At 68.4% G+C, this 21510-nt stretch carries 21 protein-coding genes; 15 read left to right on the forward strand and 6 right to left on the reverse strand.

All coding sequences use genetic code 11. The features are described from left to right. Window positions 1-30 precede the first annotated feature (30 nt). On the reverse strand, window positions 31-624 hold the full coding sequence (locus tag D6850_RS02420; RefSeq protein WP_121163464.1) for a GcrA family cell cycle regulator: 594 nt from the start codon (window positions 622-624) through the stop codon (window positions 31-33). A 124-nt stretch (window positions 625-748) separates the two neighbouring features. On the opposite strand from D6850_RS02420, the gene D6850_RS02425 reads away from it, so the two are divergent. The 4 genes from D6850_RS02425 to gndA all read left to right on the forward strand — a co-directional run bounded on the left by D6850_RS02425 (window position 749) and on the right by gndA (window position 5278). Next, the gene (locus D6850_RS02425) at window positions 749-1552 is read left to right on the forward strand and encodes an ABC transporter permease (protein WP_245964072.1); all 804 of its coding nucleotides are present in this window, start codon (window positions 749-751) and stop codon (window positions 1550-1552) included. A 72-nt stretch (window positions 1553-1624) separates the two neighbouring features. Further along, window positions 1625-2803, forward strand: a complete 1179-nt coding sequence (locus tag D6850_RS02430) for an aspartate aminotransferase family protein (protein WP_121163466.1) — start codon at window positions 1625-1627, stop codon at window positions 2801-2803. 67 nt (window positions 2804-2870) lie between these two features. Further along, the gene (gene argF, locus D6850_RS02435) at window positions 2871-3797 is read left to right on the forward strand and encodes an ornithine carbamoyltransferase (RefSeq protein ID WP_121163467.1); all 927 of its coding nucleotides are present in this window, start codon (window positions 2871-2873) and stop codon (window positions 3795-3797) included. Window positions 3798-3877: 80 nt separating this feature from the next. Beyond that, window positions 3878-5278, forward strand: coding sequence for an NADP-dependent phosphogluconate dehydrogenase (gene gndA, locus D6850_RS02440; protein WP_121163468.1), 1401 nt, complete (start codon window positions 3878-3880; stop codon window positions 5276-5278). 76 nt (window positions 5279-5354) lie between these two features. On the opposite strand, the gene D6850_RS02445 is transcribed toward gndA, so the two are convergent. Further along, window positions 5355-6308 (reverse strand): LysR family transcriptional regulator, encoded by a 954-nt coding sequence (locus tag D6850_RS02445; protein ID WP_121163469.1) that lies wholly within the window; start codon window positions 6306-6308, stop codon window positions 5355-5357. 104 nt (window positions 6309-6412) lie between these two features. Here D6850_RS02445 and D6850_RS02450 point away from each other — a divergent pair, with 104 nt between their 5' ends. Next, window positions 6413-7402, forward strand: coding sequence for a sterol desaturase family protein (locus tag D6850_RS02450; RefSeq protein WP_245964115.1), 990 nt, complete (start codon window positions 6413-6415; stop codon window positions 7400-7402). A gap of 4 nt (window positions 7403-7406) precedes the next feature. Here the strand turns inward: D6850_RS02450 and hrpB are convergent, their stop codons facing one another. After that, window positions 7407-9845 (reverse strand): ATP-dependent helicase HrpB, encoded by a 2439-nt coding sequence (hrpB, locus tag D6850_RS02455; protein WP_121163471.1) that lies wholly within the window; start codon window positions 9843-9845, stop codon window positions 7407-7409. 7 nt (window positions 9846-9852) lie between these two features. Next, the gene (locus D6850_RS02460) at window positions 9853-10590 is read right to left on the reverse strand and encodes a DUF3108 domain-containing protein (RefSeq protein WP_121163472.1); all 738 of its coding nucleotides are present in this window, start codon (window positions 10588-10590) and stop codon (window positions 9853-9855) included. Window positions 10591-10685: 95 nt separating this feature from the next. Between D6850_RS02460 and meaB the strand changes: the two genes are divergently transcribed. The 6 genes from meaB (at window position 10686) to cuyB (ending at window position 17565) form a co-directional block, all read left to right on the forward strand. Then, the gene (meaB, locus tag D6850_RS02465; RefSeq protein ID WP_121163473.1) at window positions 10686-11669 is read left to right on the forward strand and encodes a methylmalonyl Co-A mutase-associated GTPase MeaB; all 984 of its coding nucleotides are present in this window, start codon (window positions 10686-10688) and stop codon (window positions 11667-11669) included. A 218-nt stretch (window positions 11670-11887) separates the two neighbouring features. Continuing rightward, a complete protein-coding gene (locus D6850_RS02470) occupies window positions 11888-13723 on the forward strand; it encodes an ABC transporter ATP-binding protein (protein ID WP_121163474.1) in 1836 nt (611 codons plus the stop codon). A 259-nt stretch (window positions 13724-13982) separates the two neighbouring features. Then, the gene (gene rpmB / locus D6850_RS02475) at window positions 13983-14297 is read left to right on the forward strand and encodes a 50S ribosomal protein L28 (protein WP_121163475.1); all 315 of its coding nucleotides are present in this window, start codon (window positions 13983-13985) and stop codon (window positions 14295-14297) included. Between the two features lie 266 nt (window positions 14298-14563). Further along, complete coding sequence (hisD, locus tag D6850_RS02480) at window positions 14564-15865, forward strand: histidinol dehydrogenase (RefSeq protein WP_121165040.1); 1302 nt, start codon at window positions 14564-14566, stop codon at window positions 15863-15865. Between the two features lie 6 nt (window positions 15866-15871). Next, window positions 15872-16876 carry a D-cysteate sulfo-lyase gene (cuyA, locus tag D6850_RS02485; protein WP_121163476.1) on the forward strand — a complete coding sequence of 335 codons (1005 nt, stop codon included), beginning with the start codon at window positions 15872-15874 and terminating at the stop codon, window positions 16874-16876. Further along, on the forward strand, window positions 16873-17565 hold the full coding sequence (gene cuyB / locus D6850_RS02490) for a cysteate racemase (RefSeq protein WP_121163477.1): 693 nt from the start codon (window positions 16873-16875) through the stop codon (window positions 17563-17565). The genes cuyA and cuyB overlap by 4 nt, the downstream gene beginning before the upstream one ends. Window positions 17566-17569: 4 nt before the next feature. Here the strand turns inward: cuyB and D6850_RS19675 are convergent, their stop codons facing one another. Then, window positions 17570-17983 carry a hypothetical protein gene (locus D6850_RS19675; RefSeq protein ID WP_245964073.1) on the reverse strand — a complete coding sequence of 138 codons (414 nt, stop codon included), beginning with the start codon at window positions 17981-17983 and terminating at the stop codon, window positions 17570-17572. A 188-nt stretch (window positions 17984-18171) separates the two neighbouring features. Between D6850_RS19675 and lepA the strand changes: the two genes are divergently transcribed. The 4 genes from lepA to D6850_RS02515 all read left to right on the forward strand — a co-directional run bounded on the left by lepA (window position 18172) and on the right by D6850_RS02515 (window position 21054). Further along, entirely contained in the window at window positions 18172-19971 is a 1800-nt protein-coding gene (gene lepA / locus D6850_RS02500) for a translation elongation factor 4 (RefSeq protein WP_121163478.1), read from the forward strand. Window positions 19972-20068: 97 nt separating this feature from the next. After that, window positions 20069-20254: a CTP synthetase gene (locus D6850_RS02505; protein ID WP_121163479.1), complete on the forward strand. Its 186-nt coding sequence runs from the start codon at window positions 20069-20071 to the stop codon at window positions 20252-20254. A gap of 177 nt (window positions 20255-20431) precedes the next feature. Beyond that, complete coding sequence (locus D6850_RS02510) at window positions 20432-20632, forward strand: hypothetical protein (RefSeq protein ID WP_147438842.1); 201 nt, start codon at window positions 20432-20434, stop codon at window positions 20630-20632. A 134-nt stretch (window positions 20633-20766) separates the two neighbouring features. Further along, window positions 20767-21054: a hypothetical protein gene (locus D6850_RS02515; protein ID WP_121163481.1), complete on the forward strand. Its 288-nt coding sequence runs from the start codon at window positions 20767-20769 to the stop codon at window positions 21052-21054. A 187-nt stretch (window positions 21055-21241) separates the two neighbouring features. On the opposite strand, the gene D6850_RS02520 is transcribed toward D6850_RS02515, so the two are convergent. Beyond that, on the reverse strand, window positions 21242-21448 hold the full coding sequence (locus tag D6850_RS02520; protein WP_121163482.1) for a cold-shock protein: 207 nt from the start codon (window positions 21446-21448) through the stop codon (window positions 21242-21244). Window positions 21449-21510 lie beyond the last annotated feature (62 nt).

Raw genomic sequence — 21510 nt, forward strand, 5'->3', positions numbered from 1 at the left:
GACGCCCGCGAGGACGGGGAAGGGGCGCGCTCAGCGCCGGCGGTCGCGCCGGCTGCTCATCGGCTGGAAGGCGACGCCCACATGCGCCTCGCAATAGGGCTTGCCCGCCTGGACCGGCAGGCCGCAGAACCAGAAATCCTCGGTCGCCGGGTCGCCCACCGGCCATTTGCAGGTGCGCGAGGTCAGCTCCATGAGCCCGAGCTTCTTCGCCTTTTTCTCTACCTCGGAGACCTTGGCCAGCGCCTTGGGGTCGATCTCGTTGGTCGAAGGCTGCGGCGGCAGCGGTTGACCGGCGGGTATGATCGGCTTGATCCGCGTGACCGGCGCGGCGGCCGGCTTTTCCGGTTCCTGCTCGGGCTCGGGCGCGGGCTCGGCTTCGGGCTTGGCCGCCGGCTTGGCCTTGGCCGCCGGCTTGGCTGTGGATTTGGCCGCCGGCTTGGCCCTGGCCTCCGCGGGCGCGGCGGTTCCGCCGCCGCCGTTGCGGTTCGACAGGCCCAGGCGATGCACCTTGCCGATCACGGCGTTGCGCGTCACGCCGCCCAATTCCTTGGCGATCTGACTGGCCGACTGGCCCTCGCCCCACATCTTCTTCAGCAGTTCAACGCGCTCATCGCTCCAGGACATGGCCCATCCTAACCCGAAGGGCGGCCCGCAAATGCCGCCGCCCCTTTTCATTTCGATCGAGCTTCTATTCTAATCACTCCCGAGTGAGTTACAAGACGCCGAATCGCAGGCGGAAGGACGGAACATGACGGATATCGCGGTAATGGGAACGCGCCGGTTCGGGTGGGTCAACTGGCGCGGGCTTCAGACCCTGGCGGTGCGCGAGGTGATGCGCTTCATGGCGGTCTGGACGCAGACGATCCTGGCGCCGCTGGCGACGGCGGGGCTGTTCATGGTGATCTTCTCGATCGCCATCGGCCCGCGCCGGGGCGACGTGATGGGCGTCGATTTCACCACCTTCATCGCGCCGGGGATCCTGATGATGACGGTGATCCAGAACGCCTTCGCCAACACTTCGTCCTCGATCGTGATCGGCAAGGTGCAGGGCAACATCGTCGACACGCTGATGCCGCCGCTCAGCGCCGCGGAGCTGGTGCTCGGCTATCTCGCGGGGGCCATCGGGCGCGGACTGATGGTGGCGCTGGGCGTGCTGATCGGCGTTGCGATCTTCCTCGGGATCGTGCCGCACCATCCGCTGATGACGCTGGGATACGTTGTGCTGGGCTCGGCGCTGATGGGCGCGCTCGGGATGGTCGCGGGGATCTTCGCCAACAAGTTCGACCAGATGGCGGCGATCACCAATTTCATCGTCACGCCGCTCGCCTTCCTGTCGGGCACCTTCTACTCGGTCGAGGCGCTGCCGCCGCTGCTCTACGGGATCACGCAGTACAACCCGGTCTTCTACCTCATCGACGGGCTGCGGTTCAGCGTGATCGGCGTCTCCGACAGCGCGCCGCTCATGGGGGCGGTGATCGTCGTCGGCACGACGCTGGCGATCTGCGGCCTTGCCTGGGCGATGTTCCGGCGTGGCTACCGGCTCAAGGCGTGACAGCGCCCGCACATTGACACGGACCCACGCCCTCTGGCACTGGTTTTCGCCTCACCGACAAGGAATTCTCTCATGATCGCCTCCGTCCTGCCGACCTATAACCGCGCGCCGTTGAACTTCGTCAAAGGCGAAGGCGCCTGGCTGATCGAGGCGGACGGGCGCCGCTTTCTCGACCTCGGGGCGGGCATCGCGGTCAATGCGCTCGGCCATGCGCACCCGGCGCTGGTCGAGGCGCTCACGACCCAGGCGCAGGCGCTCTGGCACACCTCGAACCTCTATCACATCCCCCAGCAGGAAGAACTGGCCGACCGGCTGGTCGAGGCGACATTCGCCGACACGGTCTTCTTCACCAATTCGGGGACCGAGGCGTGCGAACTGGCGGTCAAGATGGCGCGGCGGCACTTCCATGACGCGGGCCAGCCCGAGCGCACCCGCATCATCGCGTTCGAGGGATCGTTCCACGGCCGCTCCGCCGCCGGCATCGCCGCCGCCGGGTCGGAAAAGATGACGGCGGGCTTCGGCCCGCTGCTGCCCGGCTTCACGCACCTGCCCTGGGGCGATCACGACGCGCTCCGCGCGGCCATCGACGACACGACGGCGGCGATCCTGATCGAGCCGGTGCAAGGCGAGGGCGGCATCCGCCCGCTGCCCGACCAATGCCTGAAGGGCCTGCGCGATCTCTGTGACGAACGCGGGCCGCTGCTGATCCTCGATGAGGTGCAGTGTGGCGTGGGCCGCACGGGTCGCCTGTTCGCGCATGAATGGGCTGGGGTCGAGCCCGACATCATGATGGTGGCGAAGGGTATCGGCGGCGGCTTCCCGCTGGGCGCGGTGCTCGCCACCGAACGGGCCGGGGCGGCGATGACGGCGGGCACGCACGGCTCCACCTATGGCGGCAACCCGCTGGCCTGCGCCGTAGGCAACGCGGTGATGAAGATCGTCGCCGACCCGGCCTTTCTGTCGGACGTGCGCGCCCGCGCCGGCGCCTTCCGCCAGAAGCTCGAAGGGCTGGTCGCCGCGCACCCGGACGTGTTCGAGGCGGTGCGCGGCAGCGGCCTGATGCTCGGCCTGAAATGCCGCGCGCCCAACGCCGACCTGGTGACCGCCGCCTATGCGCAGAACCTCTGCGTTGTTCCGGCGGCCGACAACGTGCTGCGCCTCCTTCCTCCGCTCAACATTACCGCGGAAGAAATCGCCGAGGCCGTCACCCGCCTCGACGCCGCCGCGAAATCGGTATCTTCTTCTTGCTGAAAATATCCTACGGGGGTCCGGGGGTAGAAAACACCCGGTTCCGCCATCCGCAAAGGGCCTTCCCTGCATGAACCATTTCCTCGACATCCACACCACGGACCCCGCCGCGCTGCGCGCCATCATCGACAACGCCGCGGCGATGAAGGCCGCGCGCGCGGGTCAGATGCGCGGCGCGCCCGACGACGATCAACCCCTGGCTGGCCGCATGGTCGCGCTCATCTTCGAGAAACCGTCGACCCGCACGCGGGTGAGCTTCGACGTCGGGATTCGCCAGATGGGAGGGCAGACGATGCTGCTGTCGGGGTCGGACATGCAGCTTGGCCATGGCGAAACGATCGCCGACACCGCGCGCGTGCTCAGCCGCTACGTCGATCTCATCATGATCCGCACGTTTGATGAATCCGTCCTGCACGAGATGGCGGAATACGCCGATGTGCCAGTCGTCAACGGCCTGACGGACCGCACCCATCCCTGCCAGATCATGGCGGACGTGCTGACCTACGAGGAACATCGCGGCCCGATCAAGGGCAGGAAGGTCGTCTGGTCCGGGGACGGCAACAATGTCTGCGCCTCCTTCCTGCATGCGGCGGCGCAGTTCGGCTTCGACTTCACCTTCACCGGCCCGGCGCAGCTCGACCCCGAGGCGGAGCTCATCGGCCTCGCGCGGAAGGCCGGCTGCAAGGTGCAGATCGAGCGCGATCCCAACGAGGCGGTCAAGGGCGCGGATCTCGTCGTGACCGACACGTGGGTCAGCATGCATGACAGCCAGTCCGCCAAGGAGCGCCGTCACAACATGCTGCGCCCCTACCAGGTGAACGAGGCGCTGATGGCGGGTGCGAAACCCGACGCGCTCTTCATGCATTGCCTGCCCGCGCATCGCGAGGAAGAGGTGACGAGCGCGGTGATGGACGGCGCGCAATCGGTCGTCTTCGACGAGGCCGAGAACCGTCTGCACGCGCAAAAGGCGATCCTGCGCTGGTGCCTCGGCGTCTGACGCGTCCCTCGGCCGGCCCTTGCGGGCCGTTCTCGGATCGGTCAGGCTTGGGTCGATCCGAAATCACGAAGGGCGGGTGAGTGGCGAAGGCGCAGATCGGGATATACGGGCTTGGCACGATGGGCAGCGCGTTGGCGCTCAATATCGCCGAAAAGGGGTTCGACGTCGCCGTCGCCAACCGCGAGGTGGAGTGGATCGCCGATTTCATCCGCGAGGCCGGCCCGCTGGGCGCGCGGCTCCACCCGCATGAGGCGCTCGAGGATTTCGTCGCCGGGCTGAAGACCCCGCGCGTGATCCTCTTCATGATTCCCTCGGGCGCGCCGATGGACGCGATGATCGCCGCGGTCGCGCCGCTGCTGTCGCCGGGCGACACGATCATCGACGGCGGCAACGCCGATTTCCACGCCACCCGGCGCCGCGCGGAGGAGATGGCCGCGCGCGATCTGCATTTCGTCGGCATGGGCGTGTCGGGCGGCGAGGACGGCGCGCGGCACGGTCCTTCCATGATGGTCGGCGGCTCCGAGCACAGCTGGCGGCAACTGCGTGACATCCTGCGCGCGATCGCCGCGCGTCACGAGGGCGATCCCTGCGTCGATCGCCTTGGACCCGACGGGGCGGGGCATTTCGTCAAGACGGTGCATAACGGCATCGAATACGCCGACATGCAGATCATCGCCGAGATCTACGGGCTGGCGCGCTTCGGCATGGCGCAACCCCCGGCCGAGATCGGCGCGATGTTCGCGCGCTGGAACGCGGGGCCGCTGCAGTCCTACCTGGTCGAGATCACCGCCGAGCTTCTGGGACGCACCGACCCCGCGACTGGCCACCCGGTTGTCGACGTGATCAAGGACGCGGCCGGACAGAAGGGCACCGGCCGCTGGACCGTGATCGAGGCGGTGCGGATGGGCCAGGCCGCGAACATGATCGAGGCGGCGGTCGGCGCGCGCGCCTGGTCGGCTGAGAAGGAGACACGCCAGGCGGCCGAGGCGCGACTGGGCGGCGCGCGCGGCGCACTCGACCTCGGCGAGGAGGTGCTGGCGGACGCTTTCGCCGCGGCGCGCATCCTCGGCTACGCGCAGGGCTTCCGCATTCTCGAGGCGGCGTCGCGCGAATATGGCTGGGCGCTCGATCACGCGCGCATCGCCGAGATCTGGCGCGCGGGCTGCATCATCCGCTCGGCGCTGCTCGACGACATCGCGCAGGCGTTCCGTGGCGACCTGCCGGCCGGGCAGCTCATGCTCGCGCCCTCAATGGCGGCGCAGTTGACGGCGAAGACGCCCGCCCTGCGCCGGGTCGTCTGCGCCGCGATGGAAGGGGGCCACGCGGCGCCCGTGCTCGCGGCGGCGCTGGGGTTCCATGATACGATGCGGCAGGGCTGGGGCACGGCGAACATCATCCAGGCGCAGCGCGATTTCTTCGGCCATCACGGGTTCGAACGGCTGGGACAGGAAGGGAAATTTCACGGGCCGTGGTGGGATTGATCGGTCGGCGCGCCGGGCGTCCGTCGTGGGCGCCTTCGGCGCGGATTTTCTTCGCAAGAAGAAGCCAAGCGGAGCGTCATCGGCGCGCGGTCGTGGGCGGCCGGACGGTCAGCTGTTTCGCGGCCGGGCCGTCCATCCACGCGGCGAGCGCGGATTCGAATTCCACGACAGCGCGCCGCGGTCGGTCCGCGACCCGGCCCGACATGAGCTGGAAGCCGGGCAGCCCTGGTTCCAGCGGCGCCGCGACGAGCGGGTCGCCGCCATAGCTCTGGTCGGTGAGCGGCCGCATGGCGAGGACGCTCAGCCCGATCCCGGCGCCCACCAGGCTGCGCACCATTTCAGTGCTGTTGGCGCGCGCGACGATATCCGGCGCAAGGCCGCGCGCGGCGAAGAGGTCGTCGAGGAACGGGCGCGCCAGCGGCAGGTCGAGCTGCACGATCGGATGGCGCGCCACATCGGCCAGCCGCGCCGGGGCCGCGGCGGTGATCGGATGCCCTTCTGGCGCGAGCACGTAAGGCGCCAGATCGAGAAGGGGGCGGGTCTCGACGCCCGGGCGCAGATCGTGACCGGCGAACAGGATTACGTCGAGCCGCCCGGCGAGCAGCCGGTCCTGCGCGCTGTCGTTGTCTTCGGCGCTCAGGTCGAGCCTGAGGTCGGGATGGGCGCGCATCATCGGCCCCAGCAGCCGCGGCAGGAAGGCGGGCGCGACCGGCGCGTAATAGCCGATCCTGAGCGTGCCGCTCAGCCCGCGCGACACGGCGCGGCCCGCCTCGATCACCGCGTCGCATTCCTCCAGCAACGCACGGAACCGCGCGGCGAGGGTCACGGCCTCCGGTGTCGAAGCGACGCCGCGCGCGCGGCTGCGCAGCAGCAGGGTCGCGCCGATCTCGGCCTCGACCTGGTCGACCGCCGCAGCGATCGCGGAGGGCGCGATGTTGAGCACGCCCGCCGCGCCGCTGATCGAGCCCTGTTCGACCACGCAGGCGAAGGCGCGCATGGCCCGCAGCGACAGGCGAGGGGTGGTGGGCATGGGATATCCTCGGTATTTTCGAGATCGGATGATAATTAAAACTGTTTTTCCTGTGAATGGCCTTGTGCGACAACTTGGCGCAGCTGCATGGGGGAGACGAGAACATCGCGACCGAGACCGATACCGAGCCCGCGGAACTGCCCGGCTGGAACCACGTGCCGGACGTGCCGATCGCGGTGTCGCCTTTCTTCAGCTGGCCGCCCGATCCGCGCCGCATGGTGCGCTGGGTCGCGGCGCGCTGGTTCGGGCTGGCCGAGAACACGATCCTCGTCGTCATCGCGCTGGTGACCTGGGCGTTCTTCCAGCCGTCGCTCGCGACGGCGCAGACCCTGCATTGGCAGTGGATCGGGGCGATCTGGCTGCGCAACCTGGTGCTGATGAGCCTCGTCGCCGGCGGGTTGCACTGGTATTTCCACGCCGCCGGGCGGCAGGGCAAGCGGCTGCGCTTTGATCCGCGCGAGTTGATGACGCGGGGGCGGCAGTTCACCTTCGGCGGGCAGGTCCGCGACAACATGTTCTGGACGCTGGCAAGCGGGGTGAGTTTCTGGACCGCCTACGAGGTGCTGATGTTCTGGGCGATGGCGAACGGCTGGGCGCCGGTGCTGGCATGGGCGGACAACCCGGTGTGGTTCGTGGCCCTGTTCCTGCTGACGCCGGTGTGGATCTCGTTCCATTTCTACTGGATTCACCGCGCGCTGCACTGGCGGCCGCTCTATCGTCTGGCGCACGGGCTGCATCATCGCAACGTCAATGTCGGGCCGTGGTCGGGGCTGTCGATGCACCCGCTTGAGCATCTGTTCTTCTTCAGCTCGGTGCTGATCCATTTCATCCTCGCCGCGCATCCGCTGCATATCCTGTTTCACATGCAGCATCAGGCGCTGACAGCGGCGACCTCGCATACCGGGTTCGAGAACCTGCTGGTCAAGGACGAGAAGCGGCTGGCGCTGGGGACGTTCCATCACCAGATGCACCACCGCTATTTCGAGGTGAACTACGGCAATCTCGAGATGCCCTGGGACAAGTGGTTCGGCTCGTTCCATGACGGCACGGCGGAGGCCCATGCGCGGCTGAAGGATCGGCGCGGGCGGCGCTGAGGGCTTACTTGCGCGGCTTGGCGCGCAGGGTGGGATCGGCCTGCGTGGGGTCTTCGGGCCAGGGGTGTTTCGGATACTGTCCGCGCATGTCGCGGCGCACGTCGGCGTAGGAACTGGCCCAGAAACCGGGGATGTCGGTCGTGGTCTGCACCGGGCGGCGCGCGGGCGAGAGCAGCGTCACGCGCAGGGGCGTGCCGCCGACCGCGGGGTGGGTGGTCTGGCCGAACATCTCCTGTAGGCGCAGGCTGATCTCGGGCGGGTCGCTGTCGTAGTCGATGGGGATCCGGCGGCCCAGCGGCGTGGTGAAATGCGCGGGCGCGGCGCGGTCGAGCGCCTGCATCTGGGTCCAGTCGAGCATGGCGCGCAGCGCGTCGAGCATGTCGAAGCGTCGCCAGTCCTGCGCCGATTTCACGCCGATGAGATGCGGCAGAAGCCAGTCCTCGAGCCGCTCCAGCAGCGCCGACTCATCCATGTCGGGCAGGTCGGGCATGTCCGCGCGCAGCAGCCGCACCCGGGCGGCGAAGCGGCGGGCGGCGTCGCTCCAACTGAGGCCGAGTTCGCGGACGCCGTCGAGCATGGCGCGGGCGATCGCGTCGGGGGGCGCGTCCTTCCAGATGCGGTCGTCGAGCGTGACGGCGCCGAAGCGTTCCTGCCGGCGGGCGATGACGCGCCCTTCGCGGCGGGACCATGTGCAAAGGTCGCGCCATGCGATCTGGTCGCCGTAAAGGTCGCGCAGTTCCGATTCGGAGAGCGCGATGGCCTGGCGGATGCGCGCCTCGCGCGGGTCGCCGTCGAGGTCGGTGGCGACGATGAGCCGCGCTCCGGCGAGCGTGTCGCCCTCGGCGAGATACGCGCCCTTGCCGCCCGAGAGCAGGAAGCGCGGCGCGCCCCCCGCGCGGCGCAACCCGATCCGGTCGGGATAGGCGAGGGCGGCCATTCCGGCGTCGCTCATCGCGCCCTTGCGGGCGGTCTTCGCGGCGGGGGCGAGGCGTTTCGCCTCCTGGCGGATGCGCCGCAGCGTGGCGCGGTCGGGCTCATGCGCCAGGCGCGCCTGCGGGTCGCGGATCGCGGTGAGGCGCAGGGTGAGGTCGCAAGGCGCGGCGCGCGGCATCGGGTCGCGCTCGGCCAGCAGCGCGGCGAGAGGGGCCGCAACGGGCCCTCCGACGGCGAGCATATGCGCGAGGCGGGGGTGTAGCGGCAGCCGCGCGAGTTCGCGGCCGTGATCGCTGACGCGGTTCGCCGCGTCGAGCGCGCCCAGCATCCGCAACAGCGCCTGCGCCTCCGCATAGGCGCCTGGGTTGGGCGGCGTCAGGAAGGGCAGTTGATCGGGCGCCGCGCCCCATATCGCCAGTTCCAGCGCCAGCGGCGCGAGGTCCGCCGCCTCGATCTCGGCCGGGGGATACGCGGGCAGCGCGCCCTCCTCGCCGCGGGTCCAGAGGCGGTAGGCGACGCCCGGCGCGAGCCGGCCCGCGCGGCCGGCGCGCTGCGCGGCCTCGGCGCGGCTGACGGGTTCGGTCACCAGACGCGTCATGCCCGAGCCGGGGTCGAACCGCGCGCGCCGCGCCCGGCCGGCGTCGACCACCACGCGGATATCCTCGATGGTGAGCGAGGTCTCGGCGATCGCGGTGGCGAGCACGACCTTGCGCGCGGATCTGTCGGGCGCGATGGCGGCGCGCTGCGCGTTGAACGGCATCGCGCCGAAGAGCGGGCGGATGACGCAATCGCCCGGCACGCGGTCCCTGAGCAGCGCCTCGGTGCGCCGGATCTCGCCCTCGCCGGGGAGGAAGGCGAGCAGGCCGCCGGTCGTCTCGGCCAGCGCGTCGCAGATCAGGTCGGCGGTCGCGGCCTCGATCCGGGTCTTGCGCGGCAGGGGCCGGTCGCGCCAGCGGGTCTCGACCGGGAAGCTGCGCCCTTCGGAGGTGACGGTGGGCGCGTTCATCAATTCCGCCACCGGCGCGGCGTCGAGCGTGGCGGACATGGCGATCAGCGCCAGGTCGTCGCGCAGCGCCCCGGCCACCTCGAGGCAGAGCGCAAGGCCCAGGTCGGCGTTGAGAGAGCGTTCGTGGAACTCGTCGAAGATGACGACGCCGATGCCGGGCAGGTCCGGCGCGGACTGGAGGCGGCGGGTCAGGATGCCCTCGGTCACCACCTCGATGCGGGTGGCGTCGCTGACGCGCGCCTCGCCCCGGATGCGGTAGCCGACGGTCTGGCCGACCTCCTCGCCCAGCGTCTGCGCCATGCGTTCGGCCGCCGCGCGCGCGGCGAGGCGGCGGGGTTCGAGCATGACGATGCGGCCGCGCACCAGTCCCGAGTCGAGCAGCGCGAGCGGCACGACGGTCGTCTTGCCCGCGCCGGGCGGCGCCTGGAGGACCGCGCGTCCGCGCGCGCGCACCGCTGCGATCAGCGCGGGCAGGGCGTCATGGATGGGCAGGTCGGCGCTCATGCCGGGGTTATCGGCGCAAAAGCTCGGCATTGCCATAGCGCGTGCGCACGGTGAGGCGGCGCGCCTGCATCCGCCCGTCGCCGCCGGGCGCGAAAAGGAGGGTGAAGGGATAGACCGTCTGCCGTTTCAGCTCCGATGCGGTGAACCCGGCGAGCCGGAAGTAAGCGCCGGTGCAGAGCACCTCGGCGCCCATGTCCGCCCGCGCGGTGGTGCGGATGGCCGAGCGGCGCGCGCCGTCGAAGATGGTCACGTCGGTCTTGCACAGATCGGCGCGAGGCCGGTCGTGCAGCGCGGCGAACATCGCCGTCAGCGGGTCGAGCGTGCCGCCCTCGCCCGAAGGGTCGAGCGGGGTTTCGCCCGGCTCGGGCGGCGCGCTGGCCAGTGTGCCGCCGGTGATGCGCGGCACGCCGCGCGTGTAGCGCAGTTGCGCGGTCGAGCGCCGGCTGCCGGTGTCGATGCGTTCATCGTAGGCTTGCGGCGTGAAACCCGACGCGGTGACGCGGCCCCGCGCTTTCAGGTCGAACCCTGTATCGGCGAGCGCGCTCACGATGCCTCTGGTCGAGAATTGCGAGCTGACGGCGTAGGCCCCGCCGCCGATCCGCCCCGCCAGCGTCATCTCGCCCAGTTTCACGCCGAGGAGCCGCACGTCGTAGCGCGCCACGGTGTCGCCCGGCGCGGGCGGGCCGGCCAGTGCGGGCGGCGCGGTGAAGGCGATGGCGAACAGGATCGCGATGATGCGGCGCATGGCGCCTCCGTTGCTGGCGTCGGCCGGCTGGACAATCGCCGGTCCGCCAAGGCATGTAGGACGGGACGGCGACAGGACCAGACGGCGGGTAACTCATGGATATCTCGGAACTTGGCGAAGGCATAGCCCGGGGCGACCGGCGCGCGCTCGCTCGAGCGATCACCCTGGTCGAGAGCAGCCGGGCGGACCATCGCGAGCAAGCGGCGGAACTGCTTGAGTCGCTGCGCAATTCGGGGCGCGAGGCGCTGCGCGTGGGGCTTTCGGGCACGCCGGGGGTGGGCAAGTCCACTTTCATCGAAGGGTTCGGCGGGATGCTGACCGGCAAGGGGCTCAAGGTCGCGGTGCTGGCGGTCGATCCCAGCTCGGCGCGCTCGGGCGGCTCGATCCTGGGCGACAAGACGCGCATGGAGCGGCTGAGCCGCGATTCCAACGCCTTCATCCGCCCGTCGCCCAGCCAGACCCAGCTCGGCGGCGTCGCGCGCCGCTCGCGCGAGGCGGTCGCGCTCTGCGAGGCGGCGGGGTTCGACGTGGTGTTGATCGAGACGGTCGGCGTCGGGCAGTCCGAAACGGTCGTGGCCGAGATGTCGGACATCTTCCTGCTGCTGCTCGCGCCCGCGGGCGGGGACGAATTGCAGGGCGTCAAGCGCGGCATCATGGAAATCGCCGATCTCATCGTGATCAACAAGGCCGACGGCGATCTGAAAGCCGCCGCCACGCGCACCCGCGCGGATTACTCGGGCGCTCTGCGCCTGCTGCGCAAGCGTGCGCAGGACCCCCAGGGCTTTCCCAAGGCGCTGATGGTTTCCGCGCTGGAAGAGACCGGATTCGACAAGCTCTGGGAGGAAATGACCACGCTTGCCGACTGGCGGCGCGAACATGGCCACTGGGACGCGCGGCGCGCGGCGCAGGCGCGCTACTGGTTCGAGGAGGAGGTGCGCCAGGGGTTGCTCGCGCAGTTGCAGACCGATGAGGCGCGCGCTGCGATGGAGACGCTGGGCGCGCAGGTGGCCGATGGGCGCGTCACGCCGTCTGTGGCGGCAGGGCAACTTCTGGGGCGGATCGGCGCGGATCGGACGTGACAGAACGCCGCGGTTGCGCTAACAGGATCGCAAGCGCCATTCCCGGCGCATGACATGACGATCTGCGCGAGACGCGCAGGCTGGAGGGTGCTCGATGTATCACGGGATCTGGAACCAAGCCGCCTGAGGCAGCCGATTCCGTCGCGGCGGCCGCCTTTCGCCCCCGCGCATCCCCGTGCGAGCGCATCCCCTCCAACGCTTAATGACAGGCGTCCGTCATGTTCAGGAAATTCGAGAACCTCGTCGATCCCTTCGCTCCCGTCGCGGAGGAAACCCCGCCCGCCACGCTCTGGGCCTATCTCAAGTCGCATTACCGCGCGTTCCGCAAGGGCATGATCGCGATGGCGATCAGCGGCATCCTCGTGGCGCTGGTCGAGACCGGGCTGATCTTCTACTCGGGGCGGGTGATCGACCTCCTGGGCGCGACCGAGCCGGGCAACCTCATGGCGCGCCACGGGGTCGAGCTGATCATCGCGGCGCTGCTGATCATGACGCTGCGCCCGGCGATGATCGCCTTCAACCACCTCCTGCTCGAGCAGATGCTGGCCTCGAACATGCAGGAACAGGTTCGCTGGCGCGCGCACAAGCACCTGCTGGGCCAGTCGCAGGGGTTCTTCCAGAACGAGTTCGCCGGGCGGCTCACCAATCGCGTGATGCAGTTGGGCGAGGCGGTCGAGGACGGCACCTACATGGCGTTCGAAGGCATCTGGTACGCCATCACCTATGTGCTGGGCGCGGCGGTGATCCTCGCCGGGGTGGATCCGATCCTGTCGCTGCCGCTGCTGGCCTGGGCCGCGATCTATGCGCTTTACGTGCGCTACATCGCGCGGCGCGTGGCGGTGGCGTCGGAGAAATGGTCCGACGCGCGCTCGATGGTCACCGCGCGGGTGGTCGACGCATACGCCAATATCGAGACGATCAAGCTCTTCGCCGACGAAGGCACGGAGGAACGCTATGTCCTGTCTGCCATGCGCCGGCTGCGCTTGCGCTTCCAGCGGTTCCTGCGGCTGATGACCGAGCTGAGCCTCGGGCTCAACCTGATCAACGGGGTGCTGATCGTGGGGATGCTCGCGCCCGCGATCTGGCTGTGGTCGCGCGGCGCGGTCACGGTGGGCGAGGTCGCGGCCGCCTCCGCGCTGACGATCCGGCTCAATGGCATGTCGGGCTGGATCATGTGGGTGGTGATCCGCCTGTTTGAGCATGCGGGCGTCATCCGCGAGGGGCTGCGCTCGGTCGCGGTGCCGCATGACGTGGTGGACGCGCCGGACGCGCCCGCGCTCGAGGTCAGTGAAGCGCGGATCGAATTCCGCAATGTCTCGCATCATTACGGGCGCGGGCAGGGCGGGCTGAACGGCATCGACCTCGTGATTCCGCCGGGGCAGAAGGTGGGTCTGGTCGGGCGCTCCGGCGCGGGCAAGTCGAGCCTTGTGAACCTGCTCTTGCGGATGCGCGACGCCGAGGCCGGGCAGATCCTGATCGACGGGCAGGACGTGGCGGGCGTGCGCCAGGCCTCGCTGCGCCGGGCGATCGGGATGGTCAGCCAGGACAGTTCACTGCTGCACCGCTCGATCCGCGCCAATCTGCTTTACGGGAACTCGCAGGCCGATGAGGCGGCGATGATCGCGGCGGCCAAACAGGCCGAGGCGCATGATTTCATCCTTGATCTGCGCGATGCCGAGGGGCGCGCCGGCTACAACGCGCATGTCGGTGAGCGCGGTGTGAAGCTGTCGGGCGGGCAGCGTCAGCGCGTGGCGCTTGCGCGGGTGCTGCTCAAGGACGCGCCGATCCTTGTGCTGGACGAGGCGACGAGCGCGCTTGATTCCGAGGTGGAGGCGGCGATCCAGGGCACGCTCTTCGGGATGATGCGCGGCAAGACGGTGATCGCCATCGCCCACCGGCTCAGCACCATCGCGCAGATGGACCGGATTGTGGTGCTGGACCAAGGCCGCATCGTCGAGGACGGAACCCATGACGCGTTGCTGGCGCGCGGCGGAACCTATGCCGCGCTCTGGGCGCGCCAGTCGGGCGGCTTCCTGGGAGATGCGGCCGAGTGAGGGGCGCCGCCCCTCCGCCGGGCCATTGGCGCGTCTCCTCCGCGGGATATCTGAAGCATGAAGAAGACCCAGGCCCGACGGCTTCTTCTTGCCCGGAATATTCCCGCCGGAGGCATGAAGACTCTTCGGGCGCGCCCCTTGACGCGCGGGCCGATTCCGCCTAATCACCGCCAACGGAATTCGGGACGCGGCCCCTTGGCGGCGTCCGTTTGTTTTGAGACGGGCCGCCAGGCCCTCATGAAAAGATGAGGATGATCCCATGTCGCGCCGCTGCGAACTGACCGGAAAAGGCCCGATGGTCGGCAACAACTCGAGCCACGCCAACAACAAGACCAAGCGTCGCTACCTGCCGAACCTCAACGACGTGACCCTGCAATCCGAGGCGCTGGGCCGCGGCGTCAAGCTGCGCATTTCCGCCGCTGCGCTGCGCACCGTCGATCACCGGGGCGGGCTTGACGCGTTCCTTGCCAAGGCGCGGGATACGGACCTGTCGCCCGCCGCGCTCAAGGTCAAGAAGGAAGTGGCGAAGATCGGCTCGACCGCAGCCGCCGCCGCGCTCGAGGCGGACGCCTGAGCCGACCTTGCGAGACGTGAAATTCGCGCAGCCCCGCCGAAGCCGGCGGGGCTGTTTGCGTTTTGGGCCGGCGCGGGGCGCCCCCTCGCGGCGCTGCGCGGCAGGGCGGGACGACGACGAGTATTTGTGGAACATTGAAGGAGCGATGGCTTCGGGAATTCCGAAGCTCGCTTTCGCCGGGGGGAAAATGTGGCGCGCCGGTCGCCTGAAACCCTTGCGCGTCAGGCGTGTGCGGCGCAGGTGTGGAAGGCAGGAGGATGCGCGCCATGCCGATCACAGTGCTCAAATCCGCGCCCGGCCAGCCGCCGCAGGCCGCCGCGGGGATCGCCGATACCGTTTCGGTCATGCTGGCGCGGCTGCGCGCGGGCGGGGCGCAGGTGGCGCTGGAATACGCCCGCAACCTTGACGGTTGGGAGGGGCCGGTCATGGTGACGCGGGCCGCGATCGACGCGGCCGCCGCGCGGGTTCCGCAGGCGCTGAAGGACGATATCGCCTGGGCGCATGAGAATATCAGCCGCTTTGCCGCCGCCCAGCGGGCCACCGCGCAGGACATGGAGATCGAGCTGCGCCCCGGTCTGCTGGCGGGACAGCGGCAGATTCCGCTGAACGCCGCGGGCTGCTATGTGCCCGGTGGTCGCTACGCGCATATCGCGAGCGCGCTGATGACCATCGCCACCGCGCGCGAGGCGGGCGTGCCCGACATCACTGCCTGTTCGCCGCCCAGAGGCGCTGCGGGCATCCCCGATGCGATGCTCTACGCGATGGACCTCGCCGGTGCGCACCGGATCCTCACCATCGGCGGCGTGCAGGGAGTGGCGGCGATGGCGATGGGTCTCTTCGGGGCGCCGCCCGCCGATATCCTCGTCGGGCCGGGCAACGCCTACGTGGCCGAGGCCAAACGGCAGCTTTTCGGGCCGATCGGGATCGACATGTTCGCGGGTCCGACCGACAGCCTGATCCTCGCGGACGGATCGGCGGATGCGGAACTGGTGGCCGCGGACCTCGTCGGGCAGGCCGAACATGGCGCGACGAGCCCGGTCTGGCTGGCCACCACGCACCGGCCGCTGGCGCAGGCGGTGCTGGCGCGCATTCCCGACCTCATCGCCGCGCTGCCCGAGCCGAACCGAAGCGCCGCGCGCGCCGCGTGGAACGATCTGGGCGAAGTGGCGCTTTGCGACGACCGCGAGGAAATGGCGCAATACGCGGACGCCAAGGCGCCCGAGCACCTGCACGTGCAGGCCTCCGACCTCGACTGGTGGCGCGGGCGGCTGAGTTGCTATGGCTCGCTCTTCCTCGGGGAGGAGACGACGGTGAGCTTCGGGGACAAGGCGGCGGGGCCGAACCACGTGCTGCCGACCGGGGGCGCGGCGCGCTATACAGGGGGGCTTTCGGTGCACAAGTTCCTCAAGACCGTGACTTGGCAGCGCGTCACCGGACCCGCACGCGACGACCTCGCCCGCGTCACCGCCGGCATCAGCCGCGCCGAAGGAATGGAGGGCCATGCGCGTTCGGCCGAATTGCGCCGCCTTCCGCAGGCCGATACGATGGCCGCGACCTCGAAAGGATGACATTCCATGAACCTTGCCCGTTTCCCGCGCGTTCGCCTTGCGCACCTGCCCACCCCGCTGGAACCCATGCCGCGTCTCAGCGAGGCGCTGGGCGGGCCGGAAATCTGGATCAAGCGCGATGATTGCACCGGCCTTTCGACCGGGGGCAACAAGACCCGCAAGCTCGAATGGCTGATGGCCGAGGCGCAGGCCGAGGGCGCCGACATGGTGATGACGCAGGGCGCCACGCAATCCAACCACGCGCGACAGACGGCGGCGGCGGCGGCGAAGCTGGGCTTTGCCTGTCACCTGTTGCTGGAGGACCGCACCGGCTACAACCACGACAATTACAAGCATAACGGCAATGTGCTGCTCGACCACCTGCACGGCGCGACGATAGAGCATCGCGGCCCCGACCTCGACATGAACGCCGAGATGGAGGCTGTCGCCGACGCGAAGCGCGCGGAAGGGCGCAAGGTCTATACCATCCCCGGCGGCGGGTCGAACCCGACCGGGGCGCTGGGCTATGTCAACTGCGCGCTCGAGATGCTCGGACAGTTCGTGGAGATGGGGCTTGACGTCGATCACATCGTGCATGCGACCGGCAGCGCCGGCACGCAGGCGGGGCTGATCACTGGCCTCAGCGCGATGAACGCGAATATCCCGCTCCTGGGCATCGGGGTGCGCGCGCCGAAGGCCAAGCAGGAGGAGAACGTTTTCAACCTCGCCGTGAAGACTGCCGAGAAGCTGGGTTGCGCCGGCGTCGTCGCGCGCGAAGACGTGGTCGCCAACACCGATTACGTCGGCCCCGGCTACGGCATGCCGGCCGAGGACACGCTCGAGGCGATCGACCTCTTCGCGCGGACCGAGGCGATCCTGCTCGACCCGGTCTATTCGGCCAAGGGCGCGGCAGGGTTGATTGACCTCATCCGCAAGGGCCGGTTCAGCAAGGGCGAGCGCGTGGTCTTCCTGCACACCGGCGGGGCGATCGGGCTGACCGGCTACACCCATTGCTTCGACGTGCCGGGGTGAGGCCGGTCGGCATCCTGGGCGGGATGGGGCCGGAAGCCACGATCCTGCTGATGCAGAAGGTACTGAACGCGGTGGACGCGCGGGACGACGCCGATCACGCGCCGCTCATCGTGCATCAGAACCCGCAGGTCCCGAGCCGGATCAAGGCGCTGATCGAGGGAACGGGCGCCGATCCCGCGCCGGCGCTCGGACAGATGGCGCGCGACCTCGAGGCGGCGGGCGCGAACGCGCTCGCCATGCCCTGCAACACCGCGCATCATTACGCGGAGACGATCCGGCGCGCGACCGCGCTGCCGTTCCTCGACATGCTGGCGCTGACCGCCGCCACGCTGAAGCGGGCGGGGGCGCGGCGCGTCGGCATGCTCGCTTCGCCGGCGACGCGAATGGTCGGGGTGTTCGACGCGCCTTTCGCCGCATGCGGGCTCGAACCGGTCTGGGCGCGGGACGAGGCGATGCTGCTGCGCCTCATCCGAAGCATAAAGGCCGGGGAGCCGACCGAGACCCTGCGCCCCGCGCTCACCACCTGCGCCGGCGCGCTGCGTGGCGACGGCGCGGATCACCTGCTGGTGGGATGCACCGAATTGTCGCTGATGGCGGATGCGCTGGACGGGCCGGTGACCGATACGCTCGATTGCCTGACGGCGGGAATCGTGGATTTCGCCACCCAACGGACGCCTGGCGCGGACTGAACGCTCAGGAACAGGTCCGTTCGGCCTGTTTGGCGTAGTTCACGTAAGCCTTCCAGAAGGTCTCGTGGCTCGAGCGATCGGACTGGCGGATTTCCTGCGCCGCATGGGGATCCCTGTAGAACCCGGCGGCGCGCACCTGGTCGTGACGCGACAGGCTCTGATCGGCGACCGCCTGGATGCAACCGCAAAGTTCGGGCGAGCGCGCCTTGCGGTCCGACGCATTGCAGGCCTGGCTGATCGGCCCGCGCGCCATCGGCTTGCGCACCGGAACCATGACCGTGGTGGAGGCGATAGCCGTGGGCGCGACCGTGTTGGGAACGCTGACCACCCGCGCCTGTTCCCGCTCGAACCGCTTGACGCCGCCGCCGCCGCACCCGGCCAGCGCGAGCACGAGCGTCGCCATGAGAAACTGTTTCATCGTCCTTGCCCCTTTTGCCTGCCCGCGGCGGGGTATGCCCCGCTCATGGAAAACCTGGCGACAGTAATAGCCCGATCAGGGCCGGTTTTTCAATTCGTAAGATCGCAAGATGCCGGGGACCGGGCACATTCATGCGCCCCCTCACGCCACCTTGACCAGCCGCGCAAAGCCCATCATATCCGGTTCTCATGACACCGCTCTCGCATATCCGCAATTTCTCGATCGTGGCGCATATCGACCACGGGAAATCCACGCTCGCCGACCGGCTGATCCAGCAGACCAACACGGTGGCCGAGCGCGACATGAAGGAGCAGATGCTCGACAGCATGGATATCGAGCGCGAGCGCGGCATCACCATCAAGGCGCAGACCGTGCGGATCAACTATACCGCGCAGAACGGCGAGGACTATGTCATCAACCTGATCGACACGCCGGGCCATGTCGATTTCGCCTACGAGGTCAGCCGCTCCATGCGCGCGGTCGAGGGCTCGTTGCTGGTGGTGGACAGCACGCAGGGGGTCGAGGCGCAGACGCTGGCGAACGTCTATACCGCCATCGATGCGGATCACGAGATCATCCCGGTGCTCAACAAGATCGACCTGCCCGCCAGCGATTGCGACCGCGTGGCCGAACAGATCGAGGATGTCATCGGCATCGACGCCTCCGGCGCGATCCGCGTCAGCGCCAAGACCGGCGAAGGCATCACCGAGACGCTCGAGGCGATCATCGAGCACCTGCCGCCCCCCAGGGGCGACGCCGATGCGCCGCTCAAGGCGATGCTGGTCGACAGCTGGTATGACGCCTACCTCGGGGTGATCGTGCTGGTGCGGATCATGGACGGCAAGCTGAAGAAGGGCGACCGCGTGCGCATGATGCAGAATGGCAGCGTGCACCAGGTCGACCGTATCGGCGTCTTCCGCCCCGCGATGACGGTGGTGGACGAACTGGGCCCGGGCGAGATCGGGTTCATAACCGCCTCGATCAAGCGGGTCGCGGACACCAAGGTCGGCGACACCATCACCCACGACAAGACCCCCTGCGAGAAGCCGCTGCCGGGCTTCCAGCCTTCGGTGCCGGTCGTGTTCTGCGGGCTCTTTCCGGTGGACAGCAACGAATTCGAGGACCTGCGCGACGCGATCGAGAAACTGGCGCTCAACGACGCGTCCTTCAGCTACGAGATGGAAACCTCGGCCGCGCTCGGCTTCGGGTTCCGCTGCGGGTTTCTCGGGCTATTGCATCTGGAGGTGATCCGCGACCGGATCGAGCGGGAGTATGACATCGAGTTGATCACCACCGCGCCCTCGGTGATCTACCATGTCTACATGAAGGACGGGACCAAGCTGGACCTGCACAACCCCGCCGACATGCCGGATCTGACGCATGTGGACCATGTCGAGGAGCCGCGGATCAAGGCCACGATCCTCGTGCCCGACGAATATCTCGGCGACGTGCTCAAGCTTTGCCAGGACCGGCGCGGAATCCAGGAGGATCTGACCTATGCCGGCAGCCGCGCGATGGTGGTTTACGACCTGCCGTTGAACGAGGTGGTGTTCGATTTCTACGACCGGCTGAAATCGGTGACCAAGGGCTACGCGAGCTTCGACTACCAGATGACGGGGTATCGACAGGACAATCTCGTGAAGATGTCGATCCTGGTGAATGATGAACCTGTCGACGCGCTCTCGATGATGGTGCACCGCGACCGGGCGGAAATGCGCGGCCGCGCGATGGTGGAGAAGCTCAAGGACCTGATCCCGCGCCATATGTTCAAGATCCCCATACAGGCGGCCATCGGCGGCAAGGTGATCGCGCGCGAGACCTTGTCGGCGATGCGCAAGGACGTGACGGCCAAGTGTTATGGCGGCGACGCGACGCGCAAGAAGAAGCTGCTGGAGAAGCAGAAGGCCGGCAAGAAGAAGATGCGCCAGTTCGGAAAGGTGGACATTCCGCAGGAGGCGTTCATCAGCGCGTTGAAGATGGATAGCTGAATGGCCTTTTCGGGGGCGGCCGCCAACCTGACCCAGATCAAGGCCACCCCCCGCAGCCACATGCTACCCGCCCTCCGACACATCACAGGAGGCGCCCATGCTCTGGCTCACGTTCGTTGTTCATCTTTTCGTCGGAACCACCCTTGCGGGGATCGGGGTGATCGCGGCGCTGGTGGCGGGATTCACCGGCTCCGGCGGGGTCGTCTGGGGGGCGGTGATCGGCTACCTGTTCAGCCTTCCGGTGGCGTTTCTCGTGGCGCGGCAGCTCTGGCGGAACAAGTGACCGCCTGGGCGGTTATGCGCCGATCCGGTCATCGAGATTGACAGAAGCGGGCGCCCGGCTAGCATCCCGATCGAACTGGCACGCTTGCGAAAGGGGGATCGGATGCGCGTTTCTCAATCAATCATGGGTCTGTGCGTGGTCGTCATGTCAGCGTCGTCGGCTTCGGCCGGGGAGGTGATGATATATCCCTACGAGACGCGGGAGAATTTCTGCCCGCCGAACCTTCAGCCGGTCGTCGTCATGGGCGAGATCAGCTGCGGGCAGCCCAACACCCATGTGACCTATCAGCAGATGATGGGCCACCAGCAGCCGCGCGGATCAAAGCGGCGCGCGCCCGCGCGCAGCCACGCCTGCCCGATCGGCGTCAAAGGCTGCTGAGCGCCGGGAATAACCCTTTGCGGCAACGCGGTCGCTGGTCGCTCCGTTCGCCGCAAAGAATTTGACAGCGCCCGCATGTTCCATAACATAGTTTCCTGACGGGATTGGGAAACGATAACATTGCGAGGGATCTGATGCGTCTGCTGCCAACACTCACCAAGGGCATTGCGCTCGCCTTTATCGCGGCTTCGCCCGCCATGGCCGGCGAGGCGAAAATCTATCCTTATCCGACCAACGTGAATTACTGCGCGCCCGGATATCAGCCGATCATGCTAAACGGCGTGATTTGTTGCGGGCAGCCGACCACCGGCGTCACCTACAGACAGATGATGCGGCATCCGACGCCGCGCGTGAAAAAGGTGAAGCAGCAGTATTCCGCGCGCCGCTCGGATTGTCCGGTCGGCTCCAAGGGCTGCTACTGAAGCGAACGGAGCCCTCCGGGATCAGAAGCCGGATCAAGGGACTGGAACATGAGGCGCGCCGGTTGCGCGTCTCTTGCGTTTCCAGTTGGTGTTGTCGGGATCCGAGGCGGAACTTCCGGCGTAGTCCGACAGGGCCGGACCGGCTACGCGCCCTCCGGCTGCCCTGCGTCCTGCGCTCGGGAAAGGGTCAGAGCAGTTTGAGGTCCCCCGCCATCTGCCGTCCGTCGCGCCCTTCCTGAAGCTCGAACTCGACCTTCTGGTTGTCGGCGAGCCCGGTCAACCCCGAGCGTTCCACGGCGGAAATATGCACGAACACATCGTTGCCGCCCTCGTCGGGGGCGATGAACCCGTAGCCTTTGGTGGTGTTGAACCATTTCACGGTGCCTGTCGGCATTCCGCTTCTCCTTCTTGTCGTCGTCCCGGGTGGGATGCCGGGCCATTCGAGCGGGAGTCGCG

This window comes from Roseovarius spongiae (assembly GCF_003651245.1).
GTDB lineage: Bacteria > Pseudomonadota > Alphaproteobacteria > Rhodobacterales > Rhodobacteraceae > Roseovarius > Roseovarius spongiae.